The sequence below is a fragment of the Thalassospira sp. ER-Se-21-Dark genome (assembly GCF_017922435.1).
Classification (GTDB): domain Bacteria; phylum Pseudomonadota; class Alphaproteobacteria; order Rhodospirillales; family Thalassospiraceae; genus Thalassospira.
This window is the reverse complement of record NZ_VDEZ01000004.1, coordinates 69,562-84,019: the sequence shown is the minus strand read 5'-3', so window position 1 is coordinate 84,019 and position 14,458 is coordinate 69,562. Positions and strand designations below refer to the sequence as shown.

The window sequence follows — 14,458 nt, the reverse complement described above, 5'->3', positions numbered from 1 at the left end:
TCATCATGCGATGGGGCAATTTTAATCTCGAAGGGCGACATGGTAACCCGACCGTGCCCAAACCCGAATTCACCTTTCCGCGAACAGGTTGATCGGCCCTATTCTACGGTTACTGATTTCGCAAGGTTACGTGGCTGATCGACATCGGTGCCTTTGTGAACCGCAACGTGATAGGCCAGCATCTGAACCGGGATGGTATAGAGGATCGGCGCGACGAAGTCGGCGACCTTGGGAAGCTCGATCGTCGCCGATGCCATATCGCCCAGTTTGGCCAGTCCCGGCGCGTCGGAAATAAAGATCACCCGCCCCCCACGTGCGGCAGCTTCCTGCATGTTCGAGGCGGTTTTTTCGAACAGCTCGTCAGACGGCGCAATGACGATGATCGGCACCGATTGATCAATCAGGGCAATCGGACCGTGTTTCATTTCACCGGCGGCGTAGCCCTCGGCATGGATATAGGAAATTTCCTTGAGCTTGAGCGCCCCTTCCATTGCAATCGGATAACCAAGACCACGGCCGAGATAAAGAACATCCCTTGCATCGGCGACATCAAGCGCAAGCTGTTTAAGTGCTTCGTCATGGTGCAGCACTTCGGCTGCATGTTTCGGCACTTCGGTCAGCGCACTGACGATGGCAGCCTCTTCATCCTTTGCGAGCGTTCCGTTTTCACGGCCGATGGTCACCGCAAGACAGGCGAGAACTGTGAGCTGCGTCGTAAAGGCCTTGGTCGAGGCCACCCCGATTTCAGGTCCGGCATAGGTCAAAAGCACCACATCACTTTCGCGCGCAATCGTGCTTTCGGGCACGTTGACGATCGATACGATCTTCTGGCCCTTGGATTTGGCGTAACGAAGGGCGGCCAAGGTATCAAGCGTCTCGCCCGACTGCGAAATGAACAGGGCAACGCCACCTTTTGGCAGCGGCGGGCAACGATAGCGGAATTCGGATGCGACATCGACATCCACGCCCAGACCGGCATAACGTTCGATCCAGTGCTTGGCGACCAGCCCCGCGTAATAGGACGTGCCGCAGGCGACGATTGTCAAACGCGTTGCATCAGCAAAGGAAAACGGTATGTCGGGCAGTTTGATGGTCTGGGTCGCCGGGTTGATGAAAGCATGCAGGGTATCGCCAATCACTGCAGGTTGTTCGAAGATTTCCTTCTGCATGAAGTGATTGTAGTTGCCCTTGCCCATCATCGCGCCAGAAACGGCCGAAAGTTTGGTTTCGCGGGTGACGTCTTCGTCATTTTCATCGCGGACCTGAACGCTATCGCGGGTCATTTCGACCCAGTCGCCTTCTTCAAGGTAGATCAGCTTGTTGGTCAGATGCGACAGCGCCATGGCATCGGAACCGAGATACATCTCGCCCTCGCCCAGACCAACAGCCAGCGGCGTACCACGGCGTGCCCCAAAGATCACGTCATGCTGACCGGCAATCATGATCACCAGCGCAAAGGCCCCTTCGATGCGATGCAAGGTCGCAGCAACTGCGTCACGCGGGGATTTGCCCTGATCAAGGAAGTCAGACACCAGATGCACGACAACTTCGGTGTCGGTATCGGTGGCAAACACGCGGCCCTTGGCAGAAAGCTCCGCCTTGATCTCCTGGAAGTTTTCGATGATGCCGTTATGAACCACGGCAACCTTACCATCGGTATGCGGATGGGCATTGTTTTCCGTCGGCACACCATGGGTCGCCCAACGGGTGTGACCAATACCAACGTCACCGGCAAGCGGGCTTTCATCCAGACGCTTGGCCAGATTGATCAGCTTGCCTTCGGCGCGGCGGCGTTCGATATCGCCATTGACCAGCGTTGCAATGCCGGCACTGTCATAGCCGCGATATTCAAGGCGTTTGAGCCCTTCAAGAATACGTTCGCTGACGCTGTCTTTGCCGATAATCCCGATAATGCCGCACATATTGGTTTTCTTCCTGCTTTATATCGCGTGTCGTCTGGCCACCCGGATAGTGAGTGGCAATTTCAAAATCTTTGTTTTGGGCTATTTCTTGCCGGTCAGTTCGCGCATTTTTTCGCGAAACTTGGCGGCCCAGCCCTTTTTCTCGATCCGCTCGGCCCGGGTCAGGGTCAATGCATCTGCTTCGACCTTGCCGGTGATCGTGCTGCCCGCGCCAACAATTGCGCCATCGCCAATTTCGACGGGGGCGACAAGCGACGAGTTGGAGCCGATAAACGCCCCTGCCCCGATGTCGGTATGCTGTTTGCGGAAGCCGTCATAGTTACACGTGATCGTCCCGGCACCGATATTGGCCTTGGCCCCAACACGGGCATCGCCGATATAGCTCAGGTGATTGACCTTGGCACCGTCTTCGACAACGGCCTTCTTGATTTCAACAAAGTTACCAACCCGCGCCCCGGCACCGATTTCAGCCCCCGGACGCAACCGGGCATACGGCCCGATATCGGCACCATTGCCCACGACACAGCTTTCAAGATGGCTGAACGCCTTGATCACGACATTGTCGCCAACCGTGACGCCGGGCCCAAAGACAACATTGGGCTCAACAACAACATCGCGGCCAAGCTTGGTATCAGCACTCAAGAATACCGACGCCGGATCAACCAATGTCGCACCCTCTGCCATCGCGGCTTCGCGCAGGCGATTTTGCAGGATGGCTTCGGCGACGGCCAACTGGGTGCGGGAATTGACACCAAGTGTCTCTGCCTCGTCCACCTCAACCGCGACACAGCTCTGCCCATTTTTCTGCGCCACTTCGACCGCATCGGTCAGGTAATATTCACCCTTGGCATTGGCGTTATCAATCGCCTCAAGGGTTGTGATCATGTCCTCGGCCTTAAAACACATCACCCCGGAATTGCAGAAATTGATCTGACGCTGGGCGTCGTCGCATTCCTTGTCCTCGACAATCGCGGTCAGACTGCCGTTCTGATCTGTGACCAAACGGCCATAACCGGTCGGATCTTCGGGTCGGAAGCCCAGAACCGCCACCGCATGATCCTTTTCTTCGCGGGCCGCAACAAGACGCGCCAACGTTTCAGCAGTAAAAAGCGGGCTGTCAGCATAGAGCACCAAAACATTACCCGTAAGGCCCTTCAAGCCTTCCTTGGCAGCAAGAACAGCGTGCGCAGTCCCAAGGCGGTCGGTCTGTTCAAACGTCGGGTGCGGGGCGACGGTCTTGATCAGGTCCGGCATATCCGGGCCAACAACGACCATGGTCTTTGCCGCCTTCAGGTGGGCTGCGGTGTCAATCACGTGCCCCACCATCGGCTTGCCCGCGACCTTGTGCATTACTTTGGGCAGTGCGCTTTTCATGCGCGTGCCCATCCCGGCGGCCAAAACAACAACACTTAGTTCAAGCGACATTTATAACCCTGTTGGCTGCGCCATTCCGCAGCATCCCCTTTGCAGGCACCATCACGATGAAGTGTGATGCAAATATTCCCGTTCGCAGCAAGTCTTAGAACATATTCCCTGGCAGCAAAAGCCCATAAAGAGTCACGTTTTGTTACCGGCTGTTAGCAGATGTTACCGATTGTTAATGGCACGGTTTCCGTTAAGTTCCTATAAACCATGCTGCACTTGTCACCACTGCCGCCAATTCACATCCAAGGAGCCCCACCCGATGGCCAAATTCATTCTGTTCGACCTTGATGGCACCCTGATTGACGGGGTCGATGACATCCTGTTTGCGATGAATGATTTGCTGGCCGCCCACGGGCATGACGCGCTTGTACGACATGATATCGAGGCCATGCTGGGCGATGGCACATGGATGCTGACCAAACGCGCCTTTGCCGCGCGCGGATCGGAGCCCTCTGATGCGATGCTGGACGAGCTTAATATCGATTTCAACGCGCGCTATGTCGAAACCGACTATGCCTATACCCGCCTGTTTGAAAATGCCGAAGCGGTCCTGCGCCAACTGAAATCAGATGGCTGGACCATTGCGCTGGCATCGAACAAGCCCGAAGCCCCCTGCAAGGCGATCCTGACCAAGCTTGGTGTCGCGGATCTGTTTAGCATCATCGCTGGCGGAGACAGCTTTGAGGTCAAAAAGCCCGATGGTCGCTTCCTTGGCTTTGTCCTGGGTCAGCTTGGCTTTGATCAGAAGGTCGATACCGCAATCATGGTCGGCGATCACGCCAATGATGTGAATGCGGCCCGTGCGGCTGGTATTCATGCAATTGCCGTTGCGATGGAGATCGATGAGACGCGCGCCAAATCGCTTGGCGCGGATGCGGTAGTGACCGACTATGCCGACCTTGTATCGGCGATTAACGGCATTCTTGATCGGACCTGACAAACCAAAACCGGCCAGCAATTCAATGCTGGCCGGTCTGGCGTGTATCACATGTCACCCCCCAGCGACATGTGATCGGAAATCAAATCCCGGCAGGATCAATCAGTGACTGTCCTTCGGAATTGCCTTGCCGCGATGACCGACGAGGAAGTCGAAGTCTGCCCCGCGATCGGCACCAATGACCGATTTGTAATAGAGCGAGGCATAGCCGCTTTCCGGGACCGGAACGCTGTTTTTCCAGTCTTTCAGGCGCTGGGCCAGCTCTTCATCACTGATATCGAGATGCAGGCGACGGTTGGGCACATCAAGCTCGATCATGTCGCCGTTCTTAACGACGGCCAACGGCCCACCTGCCGCGGCCTCGGGCGAGGTATGCAGCACTACGGTGCCATAGGCCGTGCCGCTCATGCGGGCATCTGAAATACGCACCATATCGGTGATGCCTTTACGCAGCACCTTGGGCGGCAGGCCCATATTGCCAACCTCTGCCATACCCGGATAGCCTTTCGGGCCGCAGTTCTTCAGAACCATGATGCAGGTTTCATCGATATCAAGGTCCTCGTCATAGATCTTGGCCTTGTAATCATCGATGTCTTCAAACACCACAGCTCGCCCGCGATGGGTCAGAAGTTCCGGCGTTGCGGCCGACGGTTTCAGGACCGCACCGTTTGGCGCAAGGTTGCCTTTGACAACGGCAATGCCGCCACTGGCGGTCAGGGCCTTTTCGAACGGGCGAATGACATCTTCGTTCCAGTTGCGGACATCCTTGACCTGTTCCCACATGGTTTCACCCGATACGGTCAGGGCATCGTTATGAAGCTTGCCAGCCTCGGCCAGCGCCTTGATCACCACAGGCAAACCACCGGAATAGAAGAATTCCTCCATCAGGTAGTCACCAGACGGCTGCAGGTTCACAATCGTCGGGATATCACGGCCCAACCGATCCCAGTCATCCAGTGACAGATCGATGCCAACACGTCCTGCAATGGCAAGCAGGTGAATAACCGCGTTGGTCGAACCACCGATTGCGCCGTTGACCCGGATGGCGTTCTCGAACGCTTCCTTGGTCATAACATCAGACGGTTTCAGGTCATCCTTGACCATCTGAACGATACGGCGACCGGTAATGTGCGCCATCACGCGACGGCGGCTGTCGACGGCCGGAATGGCCGCATTGCCCGAAAGCGCCATACCAAGCGCCTCGGCCATGCTGGCCATGGTGGATGCGGTACCCATAGTGTTGCACGAGCCCGGCGAACGCGACATGGCAATTTCGGCTTCAAGGAAATCTTCGGTGCTGATCTTGCCCGCCTTGCGGTCCTCGGAAAGCTGCCAAAGCGATGTGCCCGATCCGATATCCTCACCACGCCATTTGCCATTGAGCATCGGTCCGCCGGTGACAACAATCGCCGGGATATCAACACTGGCCGCCCCCATCAGAAGCGACGGCGTGGTTTTATCGCAACCCACCATCAGGACAACGCCATCAAGCGGGGTTCCACGCAGCATTTCCTCAACATCCATGGAGGCCAGGTTACGGAACATCATCGCGGTCGGGCGCAGCGTGCTCTCACCGGTTGAAAACACCGGGAATTCAAGCGGAAGACCACCGGCCTCGTAAATGCCGTGTTTGACGCGTTCGGCCAGATCGCGCAGATGGGCATTGCACGGGGTCAGTTCCGACCAGGTGTTACAAATGCCGATCACCGGACGTCCGTCAAACAGATCCGATGGCAAGCCCTGGTTCTTCATCCAGCTGCGGTGATAGATATTGTCCTTGCTGGTTCCGCCAAACCATCCCTCTTGCGAGCGGAGGGTACGCGGCCAGGGTGCCGGTTTGAACTTCGTCATGCCCGTTTTCCTTTTTGACTTATTATCGTGACGGATCCGGTGGTGTGCGGTTGGGATGACCGCACACAGGACTTTGAACGACACACATCAGCAACCGGCACCATAAACCTATTATGGTGAAACCGGTTGGTGTGACCCCGATGCGTATCGTTCCGCGCCATCGTGTTGTTACGCCTTGTTTTTGTTGTAGACGTCGAAGATCACAGCCGCCAAAAGCACGAGGCCCTTGATCACCTGCTGCCAGTCAATACCGACACCGATAATCGACATCCCGTTATTCATGACACCCATGATCAATGCGCCAACGACGGCACCAATGACCTTGCCAACACCGCCTGACATCGACGCGCCACCAATAAAGACAGCCGCAATAACGTCAAGCTCAAACGCAAGACCGGCCTTTGGCGTTGCTGTATTCAGACGGGCGGCAAAGACCAGCCCGGCAAGGGCGGCCAACATGCCCATATTGGCAAATGTGAAGAAGGTCAGGCGTTTGGTATTGATGCCCGAAAGCTTGGCAGCTTTTTCATTCCCGCCGAGCGCATAGATACGACGGCCCAAAGTGGTGCTGTTGGTGATGAAGGTAAAGATCGCAATCAGAACCGCCATGATCACCAGAATGTTTGGCAAGCCACGATAGGTCGACAGCAGATAGGTCACAAACAGGATCGCAATCCCCGCCACCGCATGTTTGGTGACAAACACCGCCATTGGTTCTTCGACTGCGGCAAATTTCGCCTGTTTGGCGCGCGACCGCAGACCAATGATTGGCAGGATCGCGGCAAGTGCAACCCCCAGCGTCATCGAAAAGACGTTAAAGCGCCCCTCGATCAGACCACCAAAGAAGTCCGGGATAAAGCCCGACGACATCGCCTGGAAACTGTCGGGGAACGGACCAACCGATGCCCCGCCCAGAAGTGCTAGCGTCAAGCCCTTGAACACCAGCATCCCCGCCAGCGTCACAATAAAGGATGGAATACGCCAATAGGCCACCCAATAGCCTTGGGCTGCACCAATGATGGCCCCGGCAATCAGGCAGACCGGGACGACCAGAACGGTTGGCAAATCCCAGTTGACGATCATCACCGCCGCCAGCGCACCGATGAAGCCAACGACAGAGCCGACCGAAAGGTCAATATTGCCGCCAACAATCACCAGCAACATGCCAACAGCCATGATGATGATATAGCTGTTTTGCAGGAACAGGTTGGTCAGGTTGACCGGCTTGAGCATGATGCCGTCTGTCAGAACCTGGAAGAAGGCCAGAATGGCAACCAGCGCAACAACCATGCCGTATTCACGAATGTGGGTGCGCAGATAGTAGCCGATTGATTTGGTTTCAGTATCCGTCATTGTCTGTTCCTCAGCCTTTCAGGATCATGCGCATGATTGCTTCCTGGCTTGCGTCTTTCGCCGCAAGCTGTCCTTTGATCTTACCTTCGTTCATAACGTAGATGCGATCGCACATGCCCAGAAGCTCCGGCATTTCCGACGAGATCATGATGACCCCCTTACCGTCGGCTGCCAGTTGGTTGATAATCGTATAAATCTCGTATTTCGCCCCGACATCGATGCCGCGCGTCGGCTCATCAAGAATGAGCACTTCGGGTGCCGCAAACAGCCATTTTGACAAAACGACTTTCTGCTGGTTGCCGCCCGAAAGGTTCATCACCTTCTGTCCGACATTGGGCGTTCGAATGTTGATTTTTTCCCGGTATTCCTCGGCAACGGATCGCTCCGCGCCATCATTGAGAACACCGTTTTCCGAAACACCCGGCAGATTGGCCAGTGTAATGTTGGTCGTGATGCTTTCTTCAAGAATCAGACCCATTTCCTTGCGGTCTTCGGTGACATAGGCCAGTCCCGATGCAATCGCCTTTTCCACGGTCGATACATCGACCGGCGTGCCATTGATCTGGACTTCTCCGGAAATATCGGTGCCATAGGACTGACCAAATATGCTCATGGCAAGTTCGGTCCGACCAGCGCCCATCAGGCCCGCAATGCCCACAACTTCACCGGCCGCAACATCAATGCTGACATTATCAACGACCTTGCGTTCGGGATGCAGCGGATGGGTTGCCGACCAGTTGCGGACTTCCATCAGTTTCTCGCTGCTGATATTGGGGGTGCGATCCGGATAGCGGTGCGCCATATCGCGCCCGACCATGTCCTTGACGATATGGTCCTCGGTGATGTTCCCGCCACGTGCATCAAGGGTCGAGATCGCCTGGCCATCGCGGATAACCGTGATGCGGTCTGCAACCCGATTGATTTCATTCAGCTTATGCGAAATCAGGATCGAGGTGATGCCCTGCGCCTTGAATTCCAGCAACAGGTCGAGCAGCTTTTGGCTGTCATTTTCCTGAAGACTTGCGGTCGGCTCATCAAGGATCAGCAGCTTCACTTTTTTCGAAAGCGCCTTGGCAATCTCAACCAGTTGTTGTTTGCCAACCCCGATATTGGTGACCAACGTCGCCGGGTTTTCTTTCAAACCGACTTTTGACAGCAACTCGCCGGTGCGCGCAAAGGTCGCCGGCCAGTTGATCACGCCATTTTCGCTGATTTCGTTGCCCAGAAAAATGTTTTCGGCAATCGACAGCAACGGCACAAGTGCCAGTTCCTGGTGAATAATGATGATCCCGCGTTCTTCACTGTCGCGGATATCCTTGAATTCCTGCACCCCGCCGTCATAAAGGATGTCACCTTCATAGGTTCCGTGCGGATAAACACCGCTCAGCACCTTCATCAGGGTGGATTTACCTGCACCGTTTTCGCCACAAAGCGCGTGGATTTCCCCGCGTTCAACTTTGAGGCTGACATCATCCAGCGCCTTCACACCCGGAAAGGTCTTGGTGATGTTCTTCATTTCCAGGATGGTATCCATCCGGTCCTCCCACTGCCATTGACACTGCAACGGCGTCTTCGTCTGCTTTGGTCTTTGTTTTCCTGGAAACCAGTCGGGCGAGTTGCCCTAGAAACCTTAAGAAAAGCGGCCCCGGCGCAAACGCCGGGACCTTCAATGCCTAAGCGCTTATTGCACTTCGTCTTTGGTGTAATAGCCTGAACCAATAAGGATTTCTTCCCAGTTGGATTTATCAACCATGATCGGCTCAAGCAGGTAGGAAGGAACAACCTTCACACCGTTGTCGTAAGTGCTGGTGTCGTTGATGGTCGGCTTTTCGCCTGCAAGGACACTGTCCACCATCGAAACGGTTACACGTGCAAGCTCACGGGTATCCTTGAAGATGGTGGAATACTGTTCACCAGCCAGGATCGACTTGACCGACGGCAGTTCGGCATCCTGACCGGTCACGATCGGCATTTTCATATCGCCGGAACCGTAACCAACGCCTTTAAGCGAGGACAGGATACCAATCGACAGCCCGTCATACGGCGACAGAACACCATCGACTTCTTCATCGGTGTAATGTGCCGAAAGAAGGTTATCCATACGGGCCTGGGCAACCGCACCATCCCAACGCAGGGTACCGACCGTGTCCATGCCCATCTGGCCGGATTTGATCACGATGGTTCCCTCGTCGATCAGCGGCTGCAGGATCGACATCGCACCGTTATAGAAGAAATACGCGTTGTTATCATCCGGCGAACCGCCGAACAGTTCAACATTATAGGGCGGCTCACCCGATTCAATCAGGCCATCAACCAGCGAGGTGGCCTGCTGGACGCCGACCTGGAAGTTATCGAACGTGGAATAATAATCGACATTCGGGCTTTCAACGATCAGGCGGTCATAGGCGAAGACCTTGATGCCTGCTGCAGCTGCGTTTTCCAGCGCATTCGAAAGCGTGGTACCGTCAATCGCCGCGATCACCAGGACATCCACGCCCTTAACGATCATGTTTTCGATCTGGGACAGCTGGTTGGGAATATCGTCTTCTGCGTACTGAAGATCGGTTTTGTAGCCGGCAGCTTCAAACTGCTCGACCATGGAATTTCCGTCGGAAATCCAACGTGCCGAAGATTTGGTGGGCATTGCGATCCCGACATAGCCTTTTTCATCGGCATGGGCGTAACCGCCGGAAATCATCGGGCTCATCATTGCGGCCGCGCCAAAGGCGACCCCTGCCATTACGGCACCGAGACGTTTCATAGCTATCCTCCCTAAAAGACACGGCATACATGCCATTATTCTTTACGCCCGACTTTCACAGGCATTCGTGACCTGCATACGTCGTGTCTTTGTTTTCAATTGATATTGCATCCTATTTCCCAAAGGACACGGCGCCATTATTCAGACGCCCTACATAACAATCAAATAAACATTTTCGAAACTTGCATATCAAAATTGATATACTAAAATCACGCCATACCGGAGGAATCCATTATGGCCAAGACATCCAATCTGCTCCCGCTCAGTTCTGCGAAATCCCTGCTTTTCCGCTCTGGCAACCTGTTTCAGAGGGGGCTCAAGCTCAGTCACCTGCGCATGATTGTCGCGATGGAAGAGACCGGTCAGATCAGTCTGGCGGCTGACATGCTCAAGACATCCCAACCGGCTGCCTCTAGACTATTGTCTGAGATGGAAAACATCCTTGAGGCCCGCTTGTGTGTCCGCAGTGCGCGCGGGATCGAGATGACCAATGCCGGACGCGCCCTTGCCCGGCGGGCGCGCAGCATGCTGATTGAAATCCGCGAAGCCGAACGCGAGATCGAGGACATCAAACATGGTGGCGGCACTGTGTTCATCGGGGCGGTGACCGCGGCGGCCGTTGAACTGGTGGTGCCCGCCATCCGAAGCGTTCAGGCCGTCAACTCCTTGCTTGAGGCCCATGTCGGGGTTGGGCCATCGCATTTGCTGATCAAGGATTTGCTCGCCGGTGATCATGACTTTGTCATTGGCCGCGTGCCCGAAGACATGGACCCCCGCCTGTTTAACATCCGCGAAATCAGGAGCGAGAAAATCCGCCTGATGGTGCGGACCGGTCATCCGCTGCTTGAGATCAACAAGCCGATCACGCTGGCCCGTCTTGCGCAGTTTGAATGGATTTTGCCACCGCCCGGCAACCTGATGCGTCGCACGATTGAGGATGTGTTTATTTCACGCCACCTGCCCTTGCCGCATTCGAGTTTGAATTCCGCGTCCCTTCTGGTGACGCTGGCGACCCTTTCGGACACCAACGCCATCGCCCCGATGGCCGAGGAAGTCACAACCCTTCTGACCAGTGGCGGGCTGATTACCGAACTGCCGTTTGATGGTGCGATTGAAATCAAACCCTATAGTCTGATCACCGCGCGCGGCCATCGACTTTCACCTTCAGCACAACTGGTTTCCGATCATATCCTTGCACGCATCGAAAAACCGCATGGCTAGGCTGATCGTCATGCAATTGTTTGCACTGTGAAGCGTCTCAAAACTGGCGTAAGCTTCTGAGACAAAACAAGACATGTTGTGACCGAGAGTAAAACATGCCCGCAAGCCTTCGATATCTCAGCGCCCTGTTCGTCGCCGTCTCGCCCCTGATTGCAACGGGTGCGCACGCCAGTGCGGCCGATGACAGTACGGCGGAAATATCCGATATGGACCGCCCGGCCGCCTTTGCGGTCATGGACATGCGTGCCAGCAGCGCATGGGCGATCAACCATTTTCAGTGGCTGGACCCGAACGAAGAGGCACTTGAAACCCTTGTGTTTTCGGCGGGCAAAGGTCCGATGCGGCTTGATTTCGTCATGGACAATATCGTTCCGTCTTATTGCGAACTCCGCCCCGATCCCGAGAATTGCGATGGTCCGGGCGTCCCCGTCAGTTGGATGGAAGATGTCCCGCAAACCATCTGCATGGATATTCCGCTTGTGCTTAAGGCGCGCCACAAGGACGTTTTGAAAAAGGCCGAACTTCTGTGCCTGCAACCGCAAAGCAACCTGCTTTTCCCCGATGACTGGATTACCGGCAACGGCTGGCCCCAAGTCCATCTGCACCAGACCGTGACACCGCGCAAAATCCGCCATGATGGCAGCACCGCGATCATTGACCTTGTCATTACCGATGCCATTGCCACGGGCATCGCCAATCTGTCTGAACAGGGCTATGGCCCGGCCAAAATCGGCATGAGCGATGATGAACTGCGCGACGTCATCGGCCCGAACCTTGATACCTTTATTGCCGGCGATGATGAAAGCTGCACCTATCTGCAGCGCGATCTGGATCCGTCCGGACTGGGCTACATGGTCCTTGATGGCAAACTTGCCCGGGTGTCGCTTTATGGTGACGAACATGACGTTGCCACAAGCCTTGTGCGCACCCGCAATGGCCTTTCCATCGGATCGACCAAGGAAGACGTGTATGCCGCCTTTGCCGGTCAAACCTTGATCGAGGAAGAAAACGAATATCTTGGCCCGGACGGGCGCTATGTCACCTGGTGGCAGGATGACGCCAAAACGCACGGCATCCGCTTTGAGATTGATGAAAACGGCACCGTCATCGCCATTCATGCTGGCAGCGATGCAATCACATTGATCGAAGGCTGCGTCTAATCCCCGACAACCAAGCGGCACCGCATTTTCTTTGCCGTTGACTTGCCCTGCCAAGCCGGTAAAACGCGTCTTGCGCAGATCATACAGATTTCGCCACCACCCAAAACCAACAACAATATTGCCATCCCCTTGCCGCAAAGCCCGACCAGAACGGCGTGCTTGCGGAGACACGAACACGAATGCAAACACCCATAACGTCCAACCTTGTTGTCCTGACCGGCGGTCCCGGTACGGGCAAAACCACATTGATCAATCATCTTGATGACCGGGGCTTTGACACCAGCCCCGAGGTGGCGCGTGCCATCATCGAAGAGCAGCTTGAACGCGGCGGCACCGCCGTGCCGTGGGAGGATAATGATGCCTATGCCGGGCTGATGTTCAGACGCTCCATCCGGGCCTGGCAGGAAGATATCCAAAACCACCCGCGCACGGTTTTCTGTGACCGCGGCCTGCCAGATACGTTGGCGCATCGAAGACTAAGCGGCCTTCCGGAAAACCCGGACCTGATGCGTGCGATCAATACCTATCGCTATCACAGGGTGGCGTTCGTCCTGCCGCCCTGGTCGGAAATCTATAAAAACGATGCAGCACGGACACAAAGCTTTTCCGAGGCCGTCAGAACATATGTCGTGCTGTGCCGGACCTATCATGAATGCGGCTATGAACTGGTCGAAATTCGCAAAGGCCCGGTCGAACAACGCGCCGCCCAGATCCTTGCCCGCCTCAAACTTTAAGATAAACGCCCCAAGATGATGTCAAACAACCCCACATCCCGATTTGCCAAACGTGCCGTCATGGCATGCTCGGCCGCGGTTACTCTGCTGACCGGCAGCCTTCCCGCCATAGCCGCCTGCTATGACTGGCCGCTGCGCGATTATCGTGGCAATTACGCCTATGACGGCGATACCATCTATGTCGCGATCCCCGGCCTGCCCGAGGAAATCGCCAATATGTCGGTACGCGTGCGCGGTGTCGACACCCCGGAAATGCGCGGCAAATGCGAAAGCGAAAAGCAACTCGCCCAAATGGCGCGCGACTATGCCCGCCAACGCCTGAAATCCGCAAAATCGGTTCAATTCTGCGAACCGGAATGGGGCCGTTATGGCGGGCGCGTGGTGGCGTCTGTGCGCATTGACGGCAGCCCGCTTGACCTTGAGCTGATCAATCAGGGGCTTGCACGCCCCTATGACGGCAAAACCAAACGTCAGCCATGGTGCCAAGGGTAATCTGATCAACCTTTGATGTCACTTCGGTGTGAAGTCACTGGACAACGGCGATATTCCAACCATCTTTGCAAACAGGAAATTGCCGGACCGAAGACCAGAAAGGCTTGAGTGACGAAATATGAGCAAATATCACAAAGACCCGGATGCCATCCGCGACCTGTCGCCTGAACAGTATTACGTGACACAGGAAAGCGGCACCGAACCGCCGTTTCGCAATGATTTCTGGGATCACAAGGAAGACGGGCTTTATGTCGATATCGTCTCGGGCGAGCCGCTTTTTACCTCGCGCGACAAGTTCGATAGCGGCTGTGGCTGGCCAAGTTTTGTAAAGCCGGTCGAAACCGACAATGTTATCGCCAAAGAAGACAACACGCATGGCATGCGCCGGGTTGAGGTCCGATCCAAACATGGCGACAGCCATCTTGGTCACGTCTTCCCCGATGGCCCGAAGGATCGCGGCGGGTTGCGGTATTGCATCAATTCGGCGTCGCTGCGCTTCATCCCGGTCGCGGATCTTGAGGCCGAAGGCTATGGGGAATACGCAAAATTTTTTGAATAATAACGACGATTATTCAAAATAAGTGAAGAATAAACAGACCGGC

Annotated in this window: 12 protein-coding genes; 6 read left to right on the top strand and 6 right to left on the bottom strand. The window is 55.5% G+C overall.

What is annotated here, in order from left to right; genetic code table 11:
- Positions 1-98: 98 nt before the first annotated feature.
- Together glmS and glmU are read right to left on the bottom strand one after the other, a co-directional pair.
- Positions 99-1,922, bottom strand: coding sequence for a glutamine--fructose-6-phosphate transaminase (isomerizing) (glmS, locus tag FHI25_RS15745; RefSeq protein ID WP_210519380.1), 1,824 nt, complete (start codon positions 1,920-1,922; stop codon positions 99-101).
- 81 nt (positions 1,923-2,003) lie between these two features.
- Complete coding sequence (gene glmU / locus FHI25_RS15740; RefSeq protein ID WP_210519377.1) at positions 2,004-3,347, bottom strand: bifunctional UDP-N-acetylglucosamine diphosphorylase/glucosamine-1-phosphate N-acetyltransferase GlmU; 1,344 nt, start codon at positions 3,345-3,347, stop codon at positions 2,004-2,006.
- A gap of 259 nt (positions 3,348-3,606) precedes the next feature.
- Between glmU and FHI25_RS15735 the strand changes: the two genes are divergently transcribed.
- The gene (locus FHI25_RS15735; protein ID WP_210519375.1) at positions 3,607-4,284 is read left to right on the top strand and encodes an HAD-IA family hydrolase; all 678 of its coding nucleotides are present in this window, start codon (positions 3,607-3,609) and stop codon (positions 4,282-4,284) included.
- A gap of 102 nt (positions 4,285-4,386) precedes the next feature.
- Here FHI25_RS15735 and araD read toward each other — a convergent pair whose 3' ends face one another.
- From araD to chvE, 4 genes are all read right to left on the bottom strand, one after another.
- A complete protein-coding gene (gene araD, locus FHI25_RS15730; RefSeq protein ID WP_008890509.1) occupies positions 4,387-6,135 on the bottom strand; it encodes an L-arabinonate dehydratase in 1,749 nt (582 codons plus the stop codon).
- Positions 6,136-6,303: 168 nt separating this feature from the next.
- Complete coding sequence (gene mmsB / locus FHI25_RS15725; protein WP_210519372.1) at positions 6,304-7,488, bottom strand: multiple monosaccharide ABC transporter permease; 1,185 nt, start codon at positions 7,486-7,488, stop codon at positions 6,304-6,306.
- A 10-nt stretch (positions 7,489-7,498) separates the two neighbouring features.
- Positions 7,499-9,022, bottom strand: coding sequence for a multiple monosaccharide ABC transporter ATP-binding protein (gene mmsA / locus FHI25_RS15720; protein ID WP_210519370.1), 1,524 nt, complete (start codon positions 9,020-9,022; stop codon positions 7,499-7,501).
- Between the two features lie 147 nt (positions 9,023-9,169).
- The gene (chvE, locus tag FHI25_RS15715; RefSeq protein WP_008890506.1) at positions 9,170-10,249 is read right to left on the bottom strand and encodes a multiple monosaccharide ABC transporter substrate-binding protein; all 1,080 of its coding nucleotides are present in this window, start codon (positions 10,247-10,249) and stop codon (positions 9,170-9,172) included.
- A gap of 234 nt (positions 10,250-10,483) precedes the next feature.
- Between chvE and FHI25_RS15710 the strand changes: the two genes are divergently transcribed.
- From FHI25_RS15710 to msrB, 5 genes are all read left to right on the top strand, one after another.
- Positions 10,484-11,470, top strand: coding sequence for a LysR family transcriptional regulator (locus tag FHI25_RS15710; protein WP_210519368.1), 987 nt, complete (start codon positions 10,484-10,486; stop codon positions 11,468-11,470).
- Positions 11,471-11,565: 95 nt separating this feature from the next.
- Positions 11,566-12,630, top strand: a complete 1,065-nt coding sequence (locus FHI25_RS15705) for a hypothetical protein (RefSeq protein WP_210519366.1) — start codon at positions 11,566-11,568, stop codon at positions 12,628-12,630.
- 179 nt (positions 12,631-12,809) lie between these two features.
- Positions 12,810-13,364, top strand: a complete 555-nt coding sequence (locus tag FHI25_RS15700; RefSeq protein WP_210519363.1) for an AAA family ATPase — start codon at positions 12,810-12,812, stop codon at positions 13,362-13,364.
- Between the two features lie 15 nt (positions 13,365-13,379).
- Positions 13,380-13,856, top strand: a complete 477-nt coding sequence (locus tag FHI25_RS15695; RefSeq protein ID WP_210519361.1) for a thermonuclease family protein — start codon at positions 13,380-13,382, stop codon at positions 13,854-13,856.
- A gap of 118 nt (positions 13,857-13,974) precedes the next feature.
- On the top strand, positions 13,975-14,415 hold the full coding sequence (gene msrB / locus FHI25_RS15690) for a peptide-methionine (R)-S-oxide reductase MsrB (protein WP_210519358.1): 441 nt from the start codon (positions 13,975-13,977) through the stop codon (positions 14,413-14,415).
- Positions 14,416-14,458 lie beyond the last annotated feature (43 nt).

Coding starts and splice junctions, on each gene's coding strand:
- glmS (WP_210519380.1), bottom strand. CDS start 1,922: ATGTGCGGCATTATCGGGATTATCGGCAAAGACAGCGTCAGCGAACGT.
- glmU (WP_210519377.1), bottom strand. CDS start 3,347: ATGTCGCTTGAACTAAGTGTTGTTGTTTTGGCCGCCGGGATGGGCACG.
- FHI25_RS15735 (WP_210519375.1), top strand. CDS start 3,607: ATGGCCAAATTCATTCTGTTCGACCTTGATGGCACCCTGATTGACGGG.
- araD (WP_008890509.1), bottom strand. CDS start 6,135: ATGACGAAGTTCAAACCGGCACCCTGGCCGCGTACCCTCCGCTCGCAA.
- mmsB (WP_210519372.1), bottom strand. CDS start 7,488: ATGACGGATACTGAAACCAAATCAATCGGCTACTATCTGCGCACCCAC.
- mmsA (WP_210519370.1), bottom strand. CDS start 9,022: ATGGATACCATCCTGGAAATGAAGAACATCACCAAGACCTTTCCGGGT.
- chvE (WP_008890506.1), bottom strand. CDS start 10,249: ATGAAACGTCTCGGTGCCGTAATGGCAGGGGTCGCCTTTGGCGCGGCC.
- FHI25_RS15710 (WP_210519368.1), top strand. CDS start 10,484: ATGGCCAAGACATCCAATCTGCTCCCGCTCAGTTCTGCGAAATCCCTG.
- FHI25_RS15705 (WP_210519366.1), top strand. CDS start 11,566: ATGCCCGCAAGCCTTCGATATCTCAGCGCCCTGTTCGTCGCCGTCTCG.
- FHI25_RS15700 (WP_210519363.1), top strand. CDS start 12,810: ATGCAAACACCCATAACGTCCAACCTTGTTGTCCTGACCGGCGGTCCC.
- FHI25_RS15695 (WP_210519361.1), top strand. CDS start 13,380: ATGATGTCAAACAACCCCACATCCCGATTTGCCAAACGTGCCGTCATG.
- msrB (WP_210519358.1), top strand. CDS start 13,975: ATGAGCAAATATCACAAAGACCCGGATGCCATCCGCGACCTGTCGCCT.